The following is an 18,147-nucleotide window of genomic DNA, read 5'->3' as shown; positions in this document are numbered from 1 at the left end:
GCATTTACGCTATCACTCATGAAATACATCTTATGAGAACCTTCCTCATCGCCTTACTGCTATCATTGCCGGCCATAGGCGCTAAAGCGGCCTTGTTCATCACCAACAATACGAATTGTAGCGTCACCGTCACCATATATGCCCACGATCAGAACCATAGCGTCTGTGGCCTGGAATCCGGTAGCCTGCAGCTGGCCGCCGGAGAATCTGCCGCCTTCAATAATGTGGCTACGCTCAACACCACATTACCCGGCTGGCAAAATGGCCAGATGGCTACTACAGCCGGTGGCACTGCGGTATGGGGCTGGGACGGCGCTTTCGTCACCAACGGCAGCACACTGTGGGCACAAATAGGGAGAACCGGAAGCTGTTTCCCAATACCCGTGCTCGCGACACCAAATGCCTGCGGTACCAGCTCCGTAACGACAGCCTGGCACGTGGTAGGTGGTAATGCTTTCCTCGATATCATTTAAAAAGTTTGTCTATGAAAAAAATGATCCTCGCAGCTTCGCTTCTTGTGCCCGGTGCAGGGGCTGAGGCGGCCCTGTTCATTAACAACAACACGGATTGCACGGTATACGTCCAGGTTTATGCGCATGATCTGAACCACGGCACCTGTGGCCTGATCTCAGGCCGGGTGACCGTACTGCCCAATTCCTCCGCTGCATTCAATAATGTGACAAACCTCAATACGACTCCGGGCTGGCTGGGGCAAACAGCTGTAACCACCGGAGGGACTACGGTATGGGGATGGGATGGCGCCGCATTCAACGGCTCCCTCGGCGGCCTGATCGGCAATACCACCGCCTGTTTCAGCACCGACGTGCTGACGGTACCGGATAACGGCTGTGTACCTTCAGCCAGCGTGACCGCGACATGGACTTCTATCAATAGTACTACTGCGATCGTTGAATTCACACCTTAATTCACTTAAAACCATTTTTATGAGAAAACTCTTTATCGCTTTACTGCTATCGCTGTCGGCCGTGGGCGCCAAGGCAGCCCTGTTCATCACCAACAACACGAGCTGCATCATGGTTGTGGTTATACGCGCTCACGACCTGAATCATGGTATCTGCGGACTGGAATCCGGCCGCCTGCAGGTAGACCCCGGCACATCTGCCGCCTTCAATAATGTGGCGACCATTAATACCACGAATCCTTTCTGGATAAATGGCCAGACGGCTACCACTTCCGGCGGCACTGCCGTATGGGGCTGGGATGCGGCCACTGTTGTCTCCCTCGGCGGAACGATGTGGGCAGAAATAGGTAATCCCGGCAGCTGTTTCCCTACGGCTTCGGTTACTACGCCGAATGCCTGCGGCACCAATAGCGTAACTGCCGACTGGACGGTAATGGGCAGCAATACTTTTATCGACATCAACTAAATCCGGGTTCATCTATTCTTTAACCCAAACTTTTTAAAAACCTGCTTATGAAAAAACTGTTTCTTGCTGCTTCGCTGCTTGTGCTCGGCGCCCAGGCAAAGGCCGCCCTGCTCATCAATAACAATACCAACTGTACGATAAACATTACCATATTCGCCTTCGACCCGGCCCATCCCGGATGCTGGGGGCTGCAAAGCAACGTGCTTACGCTGGGCCCCAACAGCTCGGAGTCTTACAATACGGTGGCCACGCTGAATACAGCAGCTCCTCTCTGGGGTGGCGGCGTCATGGCTTCTATCGCCGGCGGACCGACTACCTGGGGCTGGAATGCCGGTAAGTTCTTCTTTTCTGGTGGTGGCGGCGGCGCTACTGTAGGCGTGACCAGCTGCGGGCTTAACCAACTGGAGTCGGTACCCAACCCCTGCGGCGGTACGGCTACCGTAACCTGGCAGCCTTTCGGCAGCAATATTCTGCTGGAAGCCAACTAAGGGCTTTCGTATAGGATCCGGATCATTGGGAGCGATATAAGGCTGTCCGTATATCGCTCCTGTGCCGGTCAATCCTTGTCAGGTTTTTTTCTGTAACATCAAAGATAGAACTATGAGAAAATTATTCACCGCAGCATTGCTCTTCCTCCTCGCCCCTGCTGCAAGGGCAGCCTTGTTTATCAACAATACCAGCAAATGTACCGTGCAGGTGCGTGTCTACGCCCATAGTGAAAAAGGTAAAGCCTGTGAGCTGGAATCCAAAATAATGACCATCCCTTCTATGGGAACGATGGCATTCAATAATGCCGGCCAGGTAGCCGAAAACCCGGGCTGGGAAAAGGGAATGACCGTGGCTGGTGATCCTAAGGCAGCCGTATGGGATGCCCTGGGCTTTCACAATGGTACCAGCACATTGAAGGTAGGAACAGGCTGTGCAACAGTAACTACCGGGGTCGTCAAAGATGCCTGCGGCGCCGACCTGAATGTGAAATGGACCATTGCAGGGCGCAATATCCTGGTGGAGCTATATAATTAAAAAGCCACCACATGGGATACTCCAGGCCCTCTCATGTTCTCTGTCGGGAGCGTTAAGCGTATACCATTTATCAAAAACCTAAAAAAGCGAATGATGAAAAAACTACTCTTTTTTGTTGTGATGGCCTTATTGGGCATGCAAGCCCATGCCGCCCTGATCATCACCAACAACAGCAACTGTACGATCCAGGTACGGGTGCTTGCGCATGATGCCAACAATACAAGCTCCTGCGCCCTGCGCTCCAATGTGATCACCATAGCCGCCAGCGATTTTGTCATGTATGCGGATGTCACCACATTGAACGCTGCACCAGGCTGGCAGGGCGGCACTACGGCCACTATAGCCGGCGGTACTGCGGTATGGGGCTGGGACGCGGTGGAGTATAACGGCGTCGGCAGCATGATCATAGGACATCCCAATACCTGCGCCCAGGGCGTAAGCAATGCAGCGGAAGATCCCTGCGGTGCCGATGTAGGCGGCTATTTCTATGTAGTGGGCACCAATACCGTCGCTGACTTCTTCTATTGATGCCTTATACTGCCTGTCTTTTCACGCTTAAAAGAAGAATAATGAAAAAGATCTTAATCCTGTTACTGTGTTCACTGGGCACGGTCGGCGCAAAAGCAGCGCTGCTGCTGTCGAACAATACGACCTGTACTATTCCGGTTATTATCAAAGCACATGACATTGCACACCTGACCTGCGGACTGCAGTCCAACACATTCATGCTGGGCCCGGGCGTGGCTGCCGTTTTCCAGGATGTGACCAGCCTGAACGTCAGCCCCGGCTGGATGGGAAGCGCCCTTGCTTCCACTGCAGGCGGCACAGCCGTCTGGGGCTGGGATGCAGTTGCCTTTACCTTTCCCATGCTGAGCAGCCAGGTCGGACCACCTACAGGCTGCGCTACCGGTTATTTTTTTACTTATGCCAATGCCTGTTCGGGCAATCCCGTAACGGTTACCTGGACGGCGATCGGCACAAACACTTTAGTAGAATTTAATCCTTAACCTGTAATCAAACCAAACATTTTATGAAAAAACTATTCCCCAAACTGCTCGCCGGAGCACTGCTTGTTACAGCCAGCTCCCAGGCCAGGGCCGCCCTGTTCATCACCAATAACACCGATTGCGACCTGACCATCGAGCTCTATGCGCACGATTTCAACCACGCCACCTGTATGCTTCATTCCAACTGGTTTGTGGTACCGGCAAACAACTCGATCGCCTTTAACAATGTCACCACGCTGAACACAGGAACGCCCTCCTGGATCAATGGTCCGGCCGTACTCACCGGCGGTACCACCGCCTGGGGCTGGGACGCCAGCAAATTCTATTTCACCGTATCCAGCATCAGCGGCGTAATCGGCAATACCGGAAGCTGTGTCAGCAATATGTCCACAACGATGCCCGGCGGCTGCAATGGAAATAATGTAACAGTTATCTGGACCAACCCTGGCGGAAATTCGGTCATCGATATCAATTAAGCAAAGCCCTGAGGGCATTTTCCAATCCACCTTAAAATTCATGATCATGAAACGTTTCCTTATGATTGCCTTAATGGGCTTGTTGTCCTCAGGAGCACAGGCCGCCTTGTTCATCAACAACAATACGAGCTGTACTTATGAGGGCTATATCGTAGCCTACGACATCAACGTGCCGGGCTGCGTGATGCATACCAATCCGATGATCATCCCGCCCATCTCTTCCTTTGCATATAACAATGTAAGCTCTCTGAATGTTTCTCCCGGCTGGGGCGGAGGCTATATGGCCACGACCGCGGGCGGAGCCGGCAGCTGGGGCTGGCGTTCGTTCCTTTTCAATTTCCAGGGGAGCACCGTCGGCGGCACCGTCGGAGACCTTACCTGCACCACAACGAATACAGTAACCGTCCCCAATGTATGCCAGGGCTCCGGTAATGTCGTTGTTACCTGGCTTCCGGGGGCTAATGTCGTTATCGATATCAACTGATTGCTGCATAGTCACCCCGGAATATTATACTCCCTTGCTCATTTTTATTTTTCATTCTTAATCAATCATCCAGTTTAAACATCAAAATCTATGAAAAAGGTTCTCGCACTGGGCATGCTCTGCATGGCCGCCGTTTCTGCCAAAGCGGCTTTATTTATCACCAACAATACCGCCTGCCCGATCAACATGAGCATCCGCGGACATGATGCCGGCCATACGGGCGAATGCACGCTTCAAAGCTTCGAAGTCACTGTGCCTGCTTTCGGCTCCCTGGCCTACAACAACGTGGCCTCCCTGAATACTACCCCAGGCTGGCAAGGTGGTATTACAGCAGTAACTACAGGAGGAACTACTGTATGGGGCTGGGATGCCGTTAAGTTCTATGCCTTGTCCGGCGGTGTATTCGGTGGCGGCCTGGGATCTGCCTGCAGCTCCCCCACTTCGGTTACTTTTCCCAGCGCCTGCGGCGGTGTAACCGTAACCGGCACCTGGACGGCTATTGGCGGCAATACCTTTGTCGATTTTAACTGATGAATGCTTATGCCCCGGAGGCGGGCATATCCGGCGAAGCGGCTCCGGCCGCTTCGCTTACTTCTTTTCATTGAAAGCTTTGTTATCTTAACGAACTGGTATGCTTCAGCGCTTCATAATTGGCCTTATCTTCCTGCTGCTGTCTTTGGATTTATCAGCGCAGGAATCGTATTCACTGAAAGATACTATTGAACTGAAAGAATTCGTCATCGTAAGCCGGAAGGCGATAAGCCGTAAGGGCGATACGACGATCTATGTGGCGGATTCCTTCTACAACGATGCTTCAGCCGTAACAGAAGATATCCTGAAAAAAATGCCGGGGATAGACGTCAGCTCTTCCGGCAGGATCGCTGTGCAGGGAAGAGATGTGACACGCATTTTTGTCAACGGCACGGAGATGGAGGTTAACGACATCCGTTCGATCACCCAGAACCTGCCGGCCGAGATCATTGATAAAATAGAAGTGACCAACCTGTATTCGGAACAGTCGCGCCTGTCAGGGATTAAGGACGGCATCGGGGAGAAAATCATCAATATCCGGATGAAAGAGGACCTGGACGGCGGTGTTTACGGGCGGGCATCGGCCGGCGCCGGTACCCGGCGCCGCTATGCCGGAAATAACTTCCTGAACTATATGAGCGGCAGGCTCCGCATCACTTCTACCGGCTATATTACCAATACCAACAATACAGGGCTCAACGACGATAATGACGCCGGCGGGCAAAGTCCGCCGAACCAGGGCCTCGTGGTCCAGAAAGACATTAACGCCAACTATGTGTACAATAACCCGGGATCTAAGCTGAAGATATCCGGCAACGTCGAGGCCCTGAGCAGGCAGAAGACCCTCGAAGAGCAAGCAGGACGCAGGACCTTCCTGCCGGACGATATTTATTACCAGAACCGGACCGGCAACCAGCGCAATACCAACGATCTGTATAAGCTGAATACCAGACTGGAATACCAGGCCGATCCTTCCAGCACGCTGACCATGGCGCTCAACACCAATTACACCCGCATGGACGGCTTGCAGCACAACCTCGATTCCAACTATTACGGCAGCGGCGCAGGCGGACACTTTTCCCGCCTGGGCGATGCGCGCACTACCCGGAATACACCGGCGGTATCGCTGCTGCTTTCCTATATGAAGCGGTTTGCCACGCCCGGCCGTACCTTATTCATCAGCCTGGACAATCGTTACCAGAGCGGCAATATAGACGGATACAACAACAATACCAGCTTCAGCGACGGCGTGCAGAGTGGCGATCCCAACAAGAGCACCACAGACCAGCAAACCCGGGAACGGAACACCATGCTTTCCCTGCAATATACAGAGCCGCTGGGCGACAAACACCGGCTGGCGGTCGACTACTCCATGCAGCTTTTCAGCAGCAGGGACCAGAAAGATGTCTTTACACCGGAGGCAGGCGGCGAGCATCTTTTCGACAGCCTGCAGAGCTATATTACCCAATTCAGCTACCAGCAACATACGGCTGGCATCAAATACCAGCTGTCCGCCAAAAATCTTACTGCCGGTATCGGCTTCAGAAGCCAGTTCTTTTCGGGCAACAACCGGAATATATATGAGGCAAGCGTTATCCGAAACAGCAAGGTCAGCTATATGCCTGTGCTGAACCTGCGCTACCGGCTGGCCAGCAGCGACGAGCTGGAGTTCAGCTATTCGGGTAATATGCAGCCTCCGGATATCAGCATGCTGAGAACTGCTCCCAATTACCAGGACAGCCTGAACATATTTACCGGTAACCCTGACCTGAAACCGGAGGTGCAGAACAATTTTGCGCTCAACTATAACCGGCTTAATGTAAAAACAGGATCCTCGCTCTGGGCTACCCTCACCTATAACCGTACCGCTAACCGCATCGTCAATAAAATAACGATATCCGGCAACAAGCAATACATACAGCCGGTCAACGTGGATGGCAGCAATATGACGGCTTCCATCAACTATTCGAAAAACATCATCAAGCCGTTGCGGATCATGTTCGCCATGCAGGCCGGCATGACCAGTAACGGGAATATCACAAACGCGGTGGAGCAGACTATACGGGAATACAACCTGCGGCCGACGTTCCGCGCCAACCTGACCACTGCGCTGCTGGAGGGCCAGGTCTCCTATACCTACAGCATGAGCAAGACCGAAAGCCCGCTGATGTATGGCAGCAACAACATCAATACGCAGCTGCTGTCTGCTGATTTCAAATTGCACCTGCCGGCTTATATTACCCTGAGCGGCAGCGTAACCTATTCTGCCAACCAGGGCTATTCCGATGGCCTGGACCGCAACTTTGCCCTGATCGGCGCAGGGATCAGCAAGGAATTTAAAAAGGTGCCGGGCCTGTTTGTGAAAGCACAGATCGCCGACCTGCTCAACAATGAGCCCAATATCCAGCGCACCGTCAGCGACAACTACATCGAAGACCGTAGCTATAACCGGCTGGGACGCTACTTCCTGTTCTCTGTGATGTACCGGTATAAATATTTCCGCTGACAGGAGCTTATAAAACGACATTCACCAGAAATACAATAGCCACTCTAAGAGTGGCTATTGTCGCTTTGCATTCGCTGATATCCTGTTTCACCAGGTAGTCTTACTGCTTGGTTATTTTTTTACTGATCACATTTTTACGGCCATCCACAATATGCAAAAAGTACAGGCCCTTGCTATAGCCGCCCAGGTCGATCTGCTCGGCAGCATGCTGTGCAGTAATCGCCCGGAGCTGATGGCCTGTCGCATCCAGCAGGAGCAGGCTGCTGCCTGGCGCCAGCCCGCTAACGGTAACGTGATCTTTAGCCGGATTAGGAGTCACTGTAGGAACAGGCTCCAGAGAACACTCGCTGCGCAGCTTTACGATGCGGCTATGGTAGGTAATGCTCCCATCACGATCCCGGGTGACGAGGCGGAAGAAAGCATCGCCGCGGGCGATGTTCTCTATCATAAAGCGATATTGACCGGAGGACGCATCGGAACAGGCCATTTCTCCTGCATCCTTATACGATTGTCCGTCCCTGCCATACTGGATCACAAATTTTTCAACGCCGATGATGTTGGCTGCCGCCCATTCCAGGTGAGCAGCACAGCTTCTGTCCATATACCCGGCAAAAGCCGTAATGTCCAGTGGTAAAGGTATTTCCAACACATTGCCTACCGCAATAGCGCTGTATTGGCTCATATCGGGTACGGTGCCCGTAAGCTGGCTGCCTTCCGCAAGTCCGGAGGCGCCGGTGCTGCCACTCAGGTTGTCCCATTGCTGTGTCGTTATGTTCCAGCCGACCAGGCGCACTGCTGTAGCGGAGGAATATCCTCCGTTCCCCGAAAACTCAGGCAGGGATACGGTAACCGTCAGGGAAGAAGTACCGCTTACGGCTATCCAGTCCCAGAAACCGATGGGGGAAACAGAGACCAGCTGATCGACACCCGCCGTACCTGCCGGGTTAAGCGAAGACCTGCTCTGCGTTCCGGATGGTGTAGGGTCCAGGGCCGCCGCTGCGTCGCCTGTCCAGTAGGCGATGCTCAGCTGATCCGTAGCGCTTCCGGGAGCGCTGATCTGCAACGTGCGTACATTATTGCCCGCCTGGCTGCCCACAGGAAAGGTAAACGCACTATTCCCTGTTTTGCTGACATAGCCGTTCACATATTGGGCATCGCCTAAAGCCGAATTGGAATAGGTCGCTCCGTTGGCAAAACGCAACGCGCCATTGCTGTTCAGGCTGCGTACCGTACTTGTAATACCATTGCTGAAGGATAAGCTCGTGGCGATGTTGACGCCGCCGGTATTCGTAATGTCCAGCGGCTGCGCAGCGCCATTAGTAAAGCTGGCGATATCGAAAGTGGGCGCTACGGAACCGGAAATGGTCTTGGTTGCATCAGCCGGAGGCCAGGTGGCCGAGCCGTTGCCGGGAAAAGAATCCCGGGAACCGCCGCCGGCAGTATAAGCACCATCCGTATGGAAAATACTGCCGCCATGCACCGTGAGCGCGCCTGCAGCAGCAGTATAGTTGCCTGCAGCCGTAACCACGGCAGAGTCCTGGAAGTAAGACACGGTACCACCGTTATTATAATGATTCAGCCCGTCAAGATAAAACTGTGCCCTGGCCGGAATCAATCCTATAGATAAACAAAGCGTCGTTAAAAGGCAATGTCTGGTTTTCATACACGACGATTAAAAGGTGAAAAATGGAGATATACAGGTTTGCTGCGTTCAGGCACACATACCGTTCAAGGAACCGATCATGATCTGCAGCACACAGAACCCGTTACCGGTAACAAATCTGCGGCTATACGTATAAAGGCCTACGCTTCCTTTGCGTTTCGCCTTCAGCACCGGGAAGACGCTGGCATGGCTACAGGTCCTGCTGTCCACTTCAAGCCTAACCCGTCAAGGTATAGAGCATCTGTTGCTGCATGCCAGCCTGAACACGGTAAACCGGCGCTGAGAAAAATGCTAATTGGCGATCTTATAACCGTAAAGAGAGCTGACTACTACCTGGTATTCGGTTCCTGTTGTGACCTGAGCTACACCGGACATGCTTACCGTTTCACCGGCATTCAGGTACACGATAGCGGAGACATTATCGCCGACGAGCGTACCCGGATTGGCTTTATAGGATTGTACCAATATTGTTCCGGAAGGGCCAGGATTCTTGACCAGGTACAATACTGTCCAGTTGAAGGCGGGTGTGCCCGGTACTGCACCATTGTCAAACTGGGTAGCGCCATAGAATAAATAGAATCCATTTGCGGGAGCGGTAAAGCGCCCGTTGCCGGTATTCAGTACATTACCGGTATTGATAACGGTGCCCTGGGGATAGATAATTTCCGTTTGCACATAAGGACCGGTGCCTACCGTACTCGTACAGGTCTGCCGGCTTGTCGTAGCTGTCGCTGAAAAAGGATATGTGGATGCCGCAGCAGGAACGCTGTTGGAGCTGGAAAGCAGCACCAGTTCCCAGGTAGTGCCCGTTGTGGTGCCTTTGGAGATGAAGAAAGCATAGTACCCGGAAGGGACATCAACCGTGCCGACCCCGGCTCCGCTTTGATTGTCGATCAGCTCCGCTCCATTAGCAGCTACTGTAAGCGTCGCCGTGCCGGTGTTCTTAAAATGATACATACGCCCCAGGAAATTTCCTGCTCCGCCGATGGCAGCAGGCAACGTCAGCGTGCCGTTCGTGCTGCCATTGTAAGCGAGGTAAAAATCATTGGCGCCTACCGTTCCGCTGGCGGTAACTACAGTATATGGCGCTCCGAAGGAACCGTTTACCGTTAGCCTGGAACCCGGAGTAATAGAACCGATGCCGGTATTTCCGCTCTGGCCAAAGGAAGAGTATCCGGATAAAATAGCGCACAGCGCTACAGCATTGAATAAAATTTTGCGCATAGAATTGAAGCTTTGGTTATGGATCGCCGAAAGTACCTAAAATCCGATATGGAATATTGCCGGTACATATATTAATAGCATTGTTTAATTGTTAAGATCAACTTTTCTATCAAAAGCAGACGCAGCACCTGGTACGCCGGGACACATACCCGGAGCCGGAAGGCCTGGTGATATTGATGCAGCTGCAATATTCCCTGTCCCTCCCGGCGCCGGGAAGAACGTGCCCGCCTGCTTGTTAAATTAATATCAAAGACTAAAAGACGCGACGCGATGGGAGATATGCCGGACAAGCCTGCGCAGATTAATGTACAGGGTACGCCGCATCCTTTAAGGATCTTTAAGGACGTGATGTGAAAGCAGCAGCTTCATTTATTCCTCTATCACCAGGCTCCCTTGCCGCCGCAGCTTTTCCAGCCCCTCTTTCATGGCCTGGATCTGTTCTGCTGAATGCCTTTGCCACACCGTAACCTCGCCAACCACTTTGAAAGGATAAATGGAGCGATAGGACATCGTCGGGTTGCCCGGGAATTTTTTATCCGTCACATTGGGATCATCTTCCAGCGGGCCGGTTGCTTCTACCAGGTATATTCGTTCACGTCCCTCCCCCGATGCCAGCACAGCACCCCATATCGCCGCGTTCAGGGTAGCGGACAGGTAAATGTGCTTCAATTTCCTGTCTACAAAATTGGATGGAAAGCCGGTCTCTATAAGGTCGCCGATGCGCAGATCCGCTTTGGTTCCATGAAAGAAAGTCTGGGAAAAGGCATCCTGGACAGGTGTCTGCGTCTCGTGTACTGCGTTGGCTGTTTCCATTGTATTATGATTTTTAGCGGTTAAATATCCTGGTGAAATTTATCTTATTTTGTAATTATCTTAGTTACAAAGATAAATAAAAGAGTGCGATCAGCCAAAAAATGTGGTTTTGTTTAGCCGGAAGTAGCATAACTCCTGTTTTCTGCATGCCGTTCATATACGAATCAGGCAAGCAGCTGATCCGTACAAGCAAGTAATTTGAGCTGTATGGGAAAGCCGGCAGAGACCGCTACCCCGATCTTTGCATCCTTAATGACTAAAACAATATGACGACGATCAAAAAAATAAACCTCGGACAGAACGGGCCGCTTGTGTCCAAACTTGGCCTCGGCTGCATGCGCATGTCGCCAGTCTGGGGCAGCCAGGCAAGAGATGAAAACGAAAGCATCGCCACCATCCGGGCGGCCCTGGACCAGGGCATCAACTTCCTGAACACGGGTGATTTTTACGGTAGCGGACACAACGAGCTGCTGGTCGGCAAGGCGATCAAAGGCCGCCGCGACGATGCTTTCATCAGCGTAAAATTCGGCGGTATCTTTTACAATAACCAGATGCTGGGCCTGGATCTGCGGCCGGTCGCGATCAAAAACTTTATCAACTATTCCCTGGTACGCCTGGGCATAGACACCATCGATCTCTACCAGCCCTGCCGGCTGGACAATAGTGTGCCCATAGAAGAGGTGATCGGTACCATTGCCGACCTGATCAAAGAAGGGAAGGTGCGTTATCTCGGTGTTTCAGAGATCACGGCAGAACAGCTGCGCAAAGCGCACAGCATACATCCCGTAACGGCATTGGAGATCGGTTATTCGCTGGCCGACCGGCAGATAGAAAGCGATCTGCTGCCTGTTGCTGAAGCGCTGGGTATCGGCGTCGTTGCCTTTGCCAATACCGCTGAAGGCCTGCTTACCGGCGACATGAAGGTTCCCCTGCCTGAAGGCTATCATCATCACTTCTCCCGCTTTCAGGGAGAAAACCTGGTAAAGAATCTGGAAAAAGTAGAAGTGCTGAAGCAAATGGCTAGGGATAAAGGTTATACGCCTGCTCAGCTGGCTATTGCCTGGGTGAATGCGCAGGGCGAACACATCATGCCCCTGGTCAGCATGAGCAGCAGGTCGCGGCTGCCCGAAAATACAGCAGCTATGGAGATCTCCTTCAGCCCGGAGGAGATGAATACCCTGAATACCTGTTTTGCACCGGGCGCCATACTGGGCGGCACCTATCTCCAACGATAAGAGGGTTGCCTGTAAGCCTTGCGTTTAATATCTTTACATAGTGCAGCATAGAACAGAAATCCTTCCGGGAGTCATCTTCTTCTCTTATCTTTCCAGGATGAGAAAGGAGAAGGTGGCTTTCCTTGAAAATAACATCCTGGTTATGCAGGCCGGAGGCCGCTTTTCCCTGAAGACCGCCAGCGAAAGCATATCCATGGAACGGGGACAAATGCTGCTGATCCGGAAAAACCAGTTGGGAGAGATCACCAAAATGCCGCTGGAAGGAGAGGACTATCAAACGGTTGTCATCCGCCTGGAGGAGGCTTTTCTCAGGGCTATCGCCCTTGAAGAGCAGATCGGACCCCGGCAGAAATACAGGGGTCCCGCTAATATCCTGATCCCCGGCAACGACTTCATGCGGGCTTTCTTTCAATCTATCCTTCCTTATGTACATCACCCCGAAGAAAGCATTACCCGAACCCTCGGCATGCTGAAGGTAAAAGAAGCCGTACATCTCCTCTTGTATACCCTACCCGGGCTTGAAGCGCTGCTGTTCGATTTTTCTGAACCCTATAAGATGGACCTGGAAAAATTCATGCTGAGCAATTTTCATTACAACGTGCCCGTTGAAAAATTTGCGCAGCTCACCGGCAGAAGCCTGGCGGGCTTCAAGCGCGATTTTCAAAAGGTATTCGGGATGGCGCCACGACACTGGCTCCAGGAGCGAAGGCTCGCAGAAGCGAGGCACCTGATCGAAACCAAGAACAGGAAACCTTCAGCCATCTATCTCGACCTTGGCTTTGAAAGCCTCTCCCACTTTTCCCATGCCTTCAAGAAAAAATTCGGGAAAGCGCCTACTGAATGGCTGGTGTAGAAAAATAGCTTGTATACAACCCCACTGTTTTCCGCCGGCAAAAAAATTAACTGCCGCAATCCAGGTAATACAACGGGACATCGCTTTGGAAACTTTCTTCCTGGCTTAGTGTAAGACCCTCAAAGAAGATATGATCGCCCAGCTCTTTGTTGTTGGTTTGCTGCTGCAATTGATACATAAGGTCAAGCGCCGTGAAATGAACGTCGTTGGCAGCTTTTAGCCGGGCGCACACTTCCACCTGGTAAAAGCCATTATCCCCGTTGTCTTCATCGAAGGCCTCTTCTTCATCCAGCAGGGTTTCATTAGGCCTCAGGTCCTCTTTGCCTTTGATCCAGGCTTCATAGCAAACATCTATCGCAGCAGCAGGGATAACAACCTGGCTGGCATTCCAACGTGCCCGCTCCTTTAAAATAGCACTTTGATAAGCGGCAATCTCCTGGTCAAATGCTTGTTCGTTTACGTAGGCCTTTCGCTTGAAGGCCCAGGCAATTTCAGGGAGTATGTTCATGTGATGTATTTATTTAAAATGCTTGCGTTTTTTACCTGTGCAACCGTTTTTCTGCCGGGACATTCACCGTACCACAGCCATCTACCAGCCATTTGCCCTGTTCCAGCTTCAGCCGGGCCACCAGTACGGGGTCATCCGAGTCCTGGGCCTTCAGCCAGAAGTAATGGTCTTCTTCGCTGTAAGAATGGATTGTCAGCTGTCCATCCGGGTAATCCTGCGCATCCAGTATGGGATCGGCTTCTAATTGTGGCGTCCTGACCAGCAATTGCCGGTATTGATATTTGAAGGAATCGGTGACGTTTGTATTGGAGAGCACCCAGCTTCTATCTGCTTCAAGGCCTTTGTTCCGATTCAGCTGCCGCAGGTAGCCGTTCACGAATTGCAACAGGTATTGCTGGTTGCGGGCAGTGGACAGATCGTCGATATCATGGATAAAAGCATCCCACTTTTCCTTCGTGTCGAAGATCATCCATTCGTTCCCTTCCTCTTTTATTTCCGGCCGCTCGATCTGTTCACCATTGACGAGCAGGGAACCATCTTTAAGCACCTGATAGGTCCCCATGGCCAGATCACTCAGCATCTTTTCCGCATTGCCGGCGCTGGGCTCGCACCGTGGGCAACCAACTACTGTACCATCGTTCAGGTAACCAATGGTACCCCCGTTGGCAAAAAAGAGATAGCTGATCCTTCGGTCGGCCGGCTTGATGTCCGGGTTCACAAAGGGCGGCAGGTTGAGCGCTTCGCAGGACTTCATCTCATTGACCGCGCCACCGCCGGAAGCAGGCTGTATCCCTACCCATGTGCAGCGGAATACAGCTTTCGGGCCCAGACCGGGATAAGGATTGCCCCAGCGGATGATGATCGTATCCAGCTTCCGGTTGATAAAGGAATGCGAGGAACGATTGTTGTGTTGTCCTGTCCCGATGTATTGCAGGGTATCGCTTACGGGCGCGGTAGTGGCTTTACGCGCTGTGACTGAATCGTTGCTGCCGGCCGCTCCCGGGCTTTTCTGGTCCTGGCAGGCCGCGAGCGATAAGATAAGAAAATAAAGGAGGTGCCGGTGCAGCCTTTTCATAAGCGATCAGAAGTTTCAATCTGTAAACAGTGCTGTTCAAATGTCTTTCTTGCGGCTTAAAATTGCAGGAATAGCAACAGACGGCCAAAACTTTTTACAAGGCCATGGAAGCCGTACACATTTTCATTTTTCTCACCAGGCGCCAAAGCACTGAGCGTATTGCCGCAAGAAACCGGTATACCGTCATTTCCCGGCGGACCGAGCCGATATTTTTGCCTACCGGCTTCCCGGTACAAAAAATACCGGATTCAAGGTATTGATCCCCCGCCGGACAGTGCCTTGCTTTGCAGGGCAAAAGCAGGCACTTGCTTTATTGTTCACCTCATGAGCACAATTATGCATTTTCATTTCAAAACCAGTATCTTCCTTATCCTGCTATCACTTGCCGGTGTATCGGAAGTATGCGCGCAGGAACCCCAATACCTTTTTCCCGCTACCGCTTTTAATGAAGCCGAGGCTGCACAGCTGATGGGAGAAGGCACCGCACGCATCAGGGGTACTGCCAAATTGAGAAAAAGGGGTGTGGATTACCTGCCCTGGCAGGGAGACCGGATAGACTTGTTCCCCGTAACACCCTACCTGCTTGAGTTTGCCGCCTTAAGGAAAAAACACCACAAGGGTAAAAAGATAGCAGCTATGAGCAATGAGGCCTTTACCTACCGGATCGAAGGCAAATTCGTCGATAACAAAGGCACTTTCGAATTCAGGGACCTGAAGCCCGGAAAATACTATATCGCTACCTGGATCACCTTTGAGCGGGAATACAAGGAAACGGTACAGACCGGCACTGAAGTCGGTTATAATTATTACGGTAACGCAGTCGCCTCATGGCCGATCTACACCACCTATACCCACAAGTACACGCTGGACGATGAGGTGACCGGTATCGTAGAGGTAAAAAGCAACGGAGAAACAGTAACCACAGTCATCAGCAATTAAAGCAGGATACGATGAACAGAAAGATCATACAATGCTGCGCGCTCCTGCTTTTAGCAGTAACGGCAGTAAAGGCCCAGACCGTAAAAATAGAAGATCCCAACTTTAAAAAGGCCCTGATCAGCCAGGGTGTCGACCTCAATGGCGACGGAGAGATCCAGGTAACGGAGGCGCAGAAAGTGACGCGGCTTTATGTCGAAAAGCGGCATATTGAATCGCTGTCCGGCATCAAAAGCTTTACCAATCTTGAAGAATTCGGGTTCTATAACAATGAGCTCAAGGAAGCCGACCTGCAGGGCATGACGAAGCTAAAGGCCGTCTATGGTTTCAGCAACCAGCTGGAAGTGCTCAACCTGAAGGGTTGCACCAACCTCGAAACGCTTTATGCTGCCTACAACCAGCTGCAACGGATCGACCTGGGCGGACTGAACCGGCTTAAAGCGCTGCAGCTGCACAACAATAAGCTTTTGGGCGCCGATGTGAGCGGCAAACCGCTCCTGGAGGAATGCCAGCTTAACGACAATGAGCTGTATACCTTCAATGCAGCCGGATCGACAGCAATCAAAGTGCTGCGGCTGGACGCCAACATGCTGGAGTCCCTCAATGTTACCCACCTGAAAGACCTGGAAGAGCTGAATGTATATAAGAACCGTCAGCTGACCAGCCTTAAGGTAGCCGGCCTGCGCAAGCTGAAGGAGCTGAATGCCTATTACTGTGCACTGAACAACCTCAACTTAAGCGGCACCGTAAGCCTGAGGGTCTTTTCCTGGTAGCCTTGCCGTTCCCGTAATCGTATAAGCCGCACCAAAAGGGCTGCTCCTGAGATCGGAACAGCCCTTGCTTTACCTATACACACCCGCTACGACTTATAATAATTCCGCTCGGCGTTTATGACATCCAGCTTGCGCTCTTCCCTGAATATTTTTACCTGTGCCTTGCGTTCGCTTTTTGTCAGCGATGGATCCATTTTCACCGACCTGATCTTATCGGCATAATCGTTCCTGATCCCGGCAATTTCAATATCAAGCTTTGAAGGCGGAGGTGTTATGCTGTTGTAGTAAGGATAGCCGTAATTAAATCCCCATGTGCTATAGAAAGGATGATAAAGTCCTCCGTTCACGACAATGACCCTGTGGCCAAAACCATCCAGGAAATGTCCGCCAGGTACCCTGGCCCAGGCACCTGATACGATTGCTGAAAAGAGCAATACTAATCCTACCTTTTTCATTTTGCTTTGCTTTACAAATGCAATGCTTGGACAGATAATGAGCGCTGAAGTTTGCTGCGGCGGCAGCTTTAACGAATCAATGATCGGTTAAAGCAGGACAGGCGGAATACGGTACCTTTGCGCAAAACCTTATTCCACATGCGCTACCAGGCCAGCTACGCTCCTATTGATACCGAAACCTATTGCTATCTCCGGCAGGCATCCGGCTTAAGTCCCAAGACGGCCGAAGCGGCAGCTGCCGGTCTGCCCCGTTCGGTGTGTACCGTAGTGATCCGTGATCCTGAACAGGATGCTGTAGTGGGCATGGGACGCATTATCGGCGATGGCGCCTGCTTTTGCCAGATCGTCGATATCTGTGTATTACCCGAGCATCAGAAACAGGGATTAGGCAAGCTCATAATGGAAAAGCTGATGGCCTTTGTAGCCCAATCACTTCCGGCCTCCTGCTATATCAGCCTCATCGCCGACGGCGAAGCCTACAGGCTTTATGAACAATATGGCTTCCGGGAGGTTTATCCACGTTCAAGGGGTATGGGCCTGGTGAAAAGCTGAATCATTCATTTCAAATTTTTGGGGTAATGTATAGCAGGCAGCGCTTTTTTCAATTTTATCGTATCATTGTATTCATCCGACCAATAACCGACCGATCCATGGAAGCCTTTGAAAAAGCCGTGACCTTTCTCCGATCCATCGGAATTCCTGTGCTCTTCTGCGAGCTTTCCGCCGAAACGTTCCTGCCCGGCCTGCTGATCGACCAGGGCCGCATCCTCGTAGATAAAGCGCTATTGCGGTACCCCGGCGATATCCTTCACGAGGCCGGCCATATAGCCGTGGTGCCGCCGGAAGAACGCAGCCGACTTACCGGGGATACCATCGCGGCACGCAACAACCGCGCTGCAGAAGAAATGATGGCCATTGCCTGGTCCTTTGCTGCCTGCCGGCACCTGTCGATCGATCCTTCTTTTGTTTTTCATGACGAAGGCTACCAGGACGGCGGCAGCGCGATCGCAAAAGCATTCGGACAGGGGCATACCTTTGGCGTTCCCCTGCTTCAATGGGTAGGCATGACAGCAGAAGTCCACAAGGCAGAGGCCCTGGAACGGGCGCCCTACCCCGCCATGACCCATTGGCTGAGGCCCTGAGCCAGGCGGGGCGCGGTGTCTGCAGGCCATTGAAATTCCTTATCTGCCGAATAGA

The 18,147-nt window shown here is 52.1% G+C and carries 23 protein-coding genes; 17 read left to right on the top strand and 6 right to left on the bottom strand.

All coding sequences use genetic code 11. The annotated features are described in order from the left end of the window. Positions 1–32: 32 nt before the first annotated feature. The 11 genes from DZC79_RS19140 (at position 33) to DZC79_RS19090 (ending at position 7,415) form a co-directional block, all read left to right on the top strand. A complete protein-coding gene (locus DZC79_RS19140) occupies positions 33–473 on the top strand; it encodes a hypothetical protein (protein WP_118953230.1) in 441 nt (146 codons plus the stop codon). 11 nt (positions 474–484) lie between these two features. Further along, complete coding sequence (locus tag DZC79_RS19135) at positions 485–925, top strand: hypothetical protein (RefSeq protein WP_118953229.1); 441 nt, start codon at positions 485–487, stop codon at positions 923–925. A gap of 19 nt (positions 926–944) precedes the next feature. Beyond that, entirely contained in the window at positions 945–1,388 is a 444-nt protein-coding gene (locus DZC79_RS19130; RefSeq protein WP_118953228.1) for a hypothetical protein, read from the top strand. 47 nt (positions 1,389–1,435) lie between these two features. Further along, the gene (locus tag DZC79_RS19125) at positions 1,436–1,876 is read left to right on the top strand and encodes a hypothetical protein (RefSeq protein ID WP_118953227.1); all 441 of its coding nucleotides are present in this window, start codon (positions 1,436–1,438) and stop codon (positions 1,874–1,876) included. A 112-nt stretch (positions 1,877–1,988) separates the two neighbouring features. Beyond that, positions 1,989–2,411 (top strand): hypothetical protein, encoded by a 423-nt coding sequence (locus DZC79_RS19120; protein ID WP_118953226.1) that lies wholly within the window; start codon positions 1,989–1,991, stop codon positions 2,409–2,411. Positions 2,412–2,501: 90 nt separating this feature from the next. Beyond that, a complete protein-coding gene (locus DZC79_RS19115; protein WP_157977280.1) occupies positions 2,502–2,939 on the top strand; it encodes a hypothetical protein in 438 nt (145 codons plus the stop codon). 41 nt (positions 2,940–2,980) lie between these two features. After that, positions 2,981–3,418 (top strand): hypothetical protein, encoded by a 438-nt coding sequence (locus DZC79_RS19110; protein WP_118953224.1) that lies wholly within the window; start codon positions 2,981–2,983, stop codon positions 3,416–3,418. A gap of 23 nt (positions 3,419–3,441) precedes the next feature. Beyond that, positions 3,442–3,894 (top strand): hypothetical protein, encoded by a 453-nt coding sequence (locus DZC79_RS19105; protein WP_118953223.1) that lies wholly within the window; start codon positions 3,442–3,444, stop codon positions 3,892–3,894. Between the two features lie 46 nt (positions 3,895–3,940). After that, a complete protein-coding gene (locus DZC79_RS19100; RefSeq protein WP_157977279.1) occupies positions 3,941–4,378 on the top strand; it encodes a hypothetical protein in 438 nt (145 codons plus the stop codon). Positions 4,379–4,468: 90 nt separating this feature from the next. Then, positions 4,469–4,909 carry a hypothetical protein gene (locus DZC79_RS19095; RefSeq protein WP_118953221.1) on the top strand — a complete coding sequence of 147 codons (441 nt, stop codon included), beginning with the start codon at positions 4,469–4,471 and terminating at the stop codon, positions 4,907–4,909. 100 nt (positions 4,910–5,009) lie between these two features. Further along, positions 5,010–7,415: an outer membrane beta-barrel protein gene (locus DZC79_RS19090; protein ID WP_118953220.1), complete on the top strand. Its 2,406-nt coding sequence runs from the start codon at positions 5,010–5,012 to the stop codon at positions 7,413–7,415. A 100-nt stretch (positions 7,416–7,515) separates the two neighbouring features. Here DZC79_RS19090 and DZC79_RS19085 read toward each other — a convergent pair whose 3' ends face one another. From DZC79_RS19085 to arr, 3 genes are all read right to left on the bottom strand, one after another. Beyond that, positions 7,516–9,078, bottom strand: a complete 1,563-nt coding sequence (locus DZC79_RS19085; protein WP_118953219.1) for a T9SS type A sorting domain-containing protein — start codon at positions 9,076–9,078, stop codon at positions 7,516–7,518. 291 nt (positions 9,079–9,369) lie between these two features. After that, the gene (locus DZC79_RS19080) at positions 9,370–10,302 is read right to left on the bottom strand and encodes a hypothetical protein (RefSeq protein ID WP_118953218.1); all 933 of its coding nucleotides are present in this window, start codon (positions 10,300–10,302) and stop codon (positions 9,370–9,372) included. A 369-nt stretch (positions 10,303–10,671) separates the two neighbouring features. Continuing rightward, positions 10,672–11,115 (bottom strand): NAD(+)--rifampin ADP-ribosyltransferase, encoded by a 444-nt coding sequence (arr, locus tag DZC79_RS19075; protein WP_118953217.1) that lies wholly within the window; start codon positions 11,113–11,115, stop codon positions 10,672–10,674. A 266-nt stretch (positions 11,116–11,381) separates the two neighbouring features. Between arr and DZC79_RS19070 the strand changes: the two genes are divergently transcribed. Next, positions 11,382–12,350 (top strand): aldo/keto reductase, encoded by a 969-nt coding sequence (locus DZC79_RS19070; protein WP_118953216.1) that lies wholly within the window; start codon positions 11,382–11,384, stop codon positions 12,348–12,350. A 97-nt stretch (positions 12,351–12,447) separates the two neighbouring features. Next, a complete protein-coding gene (locus DZC79_RS19065; protein WP_232831883.1) occupies positions 12,448–13,203 on the top strand; it encodes a helix-turn-helix domain-containing protein in 756 nt (251 codons plus the stop codon). 46 nt (positions 13,204–13,249) lie between these two features. On the opposite strand, the gene DZC79_RS19060 is transcribed toward DZC79_RS19065, so the two are convergent. Then, positions 13,250–13,711 carry a hypothetical protein gene (locus tag DZC79_RS19060; RefSeq protein ID WP_118953214.1) on the bottom strand — a complete coding sequence of 154 codons (462 nt, stop codon included), beginning with the start codon at positions 13,709–13,711 and terminating at the stop codon, positions 13,250–13,252. 31 nt (positions 13,712–13,742) lie between these two features. Next, positions 13,743–14,786, bottom strand: a complete 1,044-nt coding sequence (locus DZC79_RS19055; protein WP_118953213.1) for a hypothetical protein — start codon at positions 14,784–14,786, stop codon at positions 13,743–13,745. Between the two features lie 324 nt (positions 14,787–15,110). Between DZC79_RS19055 and DZC79_RS19045 the strand changes: the two genes are divergently transcribed. Then, positions 15,111–15,725 carry a hypothetical protein gene (locus DZC79_RS19045; protein ID WP_157977278.1) on the top strand — a complete coding sequence of 205 codons (615 nt, stop codon included), beginning with the start codon at positions 15,111–15,113 and terminating at the stop codon, positions 15,723–15,725. A gap of 11 nt (positions 15,726–15,736) precedes the next feature. Next, complete coding sequence (locus DZC79_RS19040; protein ID WP_118953210.1) at positions 15,737–16,495, top strand: leucine-rich repeat domain-containing protein; 759 nt, start codon at positions 15,737–15,739, stop codon at positions 16,493–16,495. Positions 16,496–16,581: 86 nt separating this feature from the next. On the opposite strand, the gene DZC79_RS19035 is transcribed toward DZC79_RS19040, so the two are convergent. Next, positions 16,582–16,950 (bottom strand): hypothetical protein, encoded by a 369-nt coding sequence (locus tag DZC79_RS19035; protein ID WP_118953209.1) that lies wholly within the window; start codon positions 16,948–16,950, stop codon positions 16,582–16,584. Between the two features lie 117 nt (positions 16,951–17,067). Here DZC79_RS19035 and DZC79_RS19030 point away from each other — a divergent pair, with 117 nt between their 5' ends. Together DZC79_RS19030 and DZC79_RS19025 are read left to right on the top strand one after the other, a co-directional pair. After that, on the top strand, positions 17,068–17,502 hold the full coding sequence (locus tag DZC79_RS19030; protein WP_198666950.1) for a GNAT family N-acetyltransferase: 435 nt from the start codon (positions 17,068–17,070) through the stop codon (positions 17,500–17,502). A gap of 98 nt (positions 17,503–17,600) precedes the next feature. Further along, positions 17,601–18,092 (top strand): hypothetical protein, encoded by a 492-nt coding sequence (locus tag DZC79_RS19025; RefSeq protein WP_118953207.1) that lies wholly within the window; start codon positions 17,601–17,603, stop codon positions 18,090–18,092. Positions 18,093–18,147 lie beyond the last annotated feature (55 nt).

This window comes from Taibaiella helva (assembly GCF_003545695.1).
In the GTDB taxonomy this organism is placed as follows: Bacteria; Bacteroidota; Bacteroidia; order Chitinophagales; family Chitinophagaceae; genus Taibaiella; species Taibaiella helva.
The sequence above is the reverse complement of the archived record's forward strand: the minus strand, read 5'-3'. Positions and strand labels throughout refer to the sequence as shown.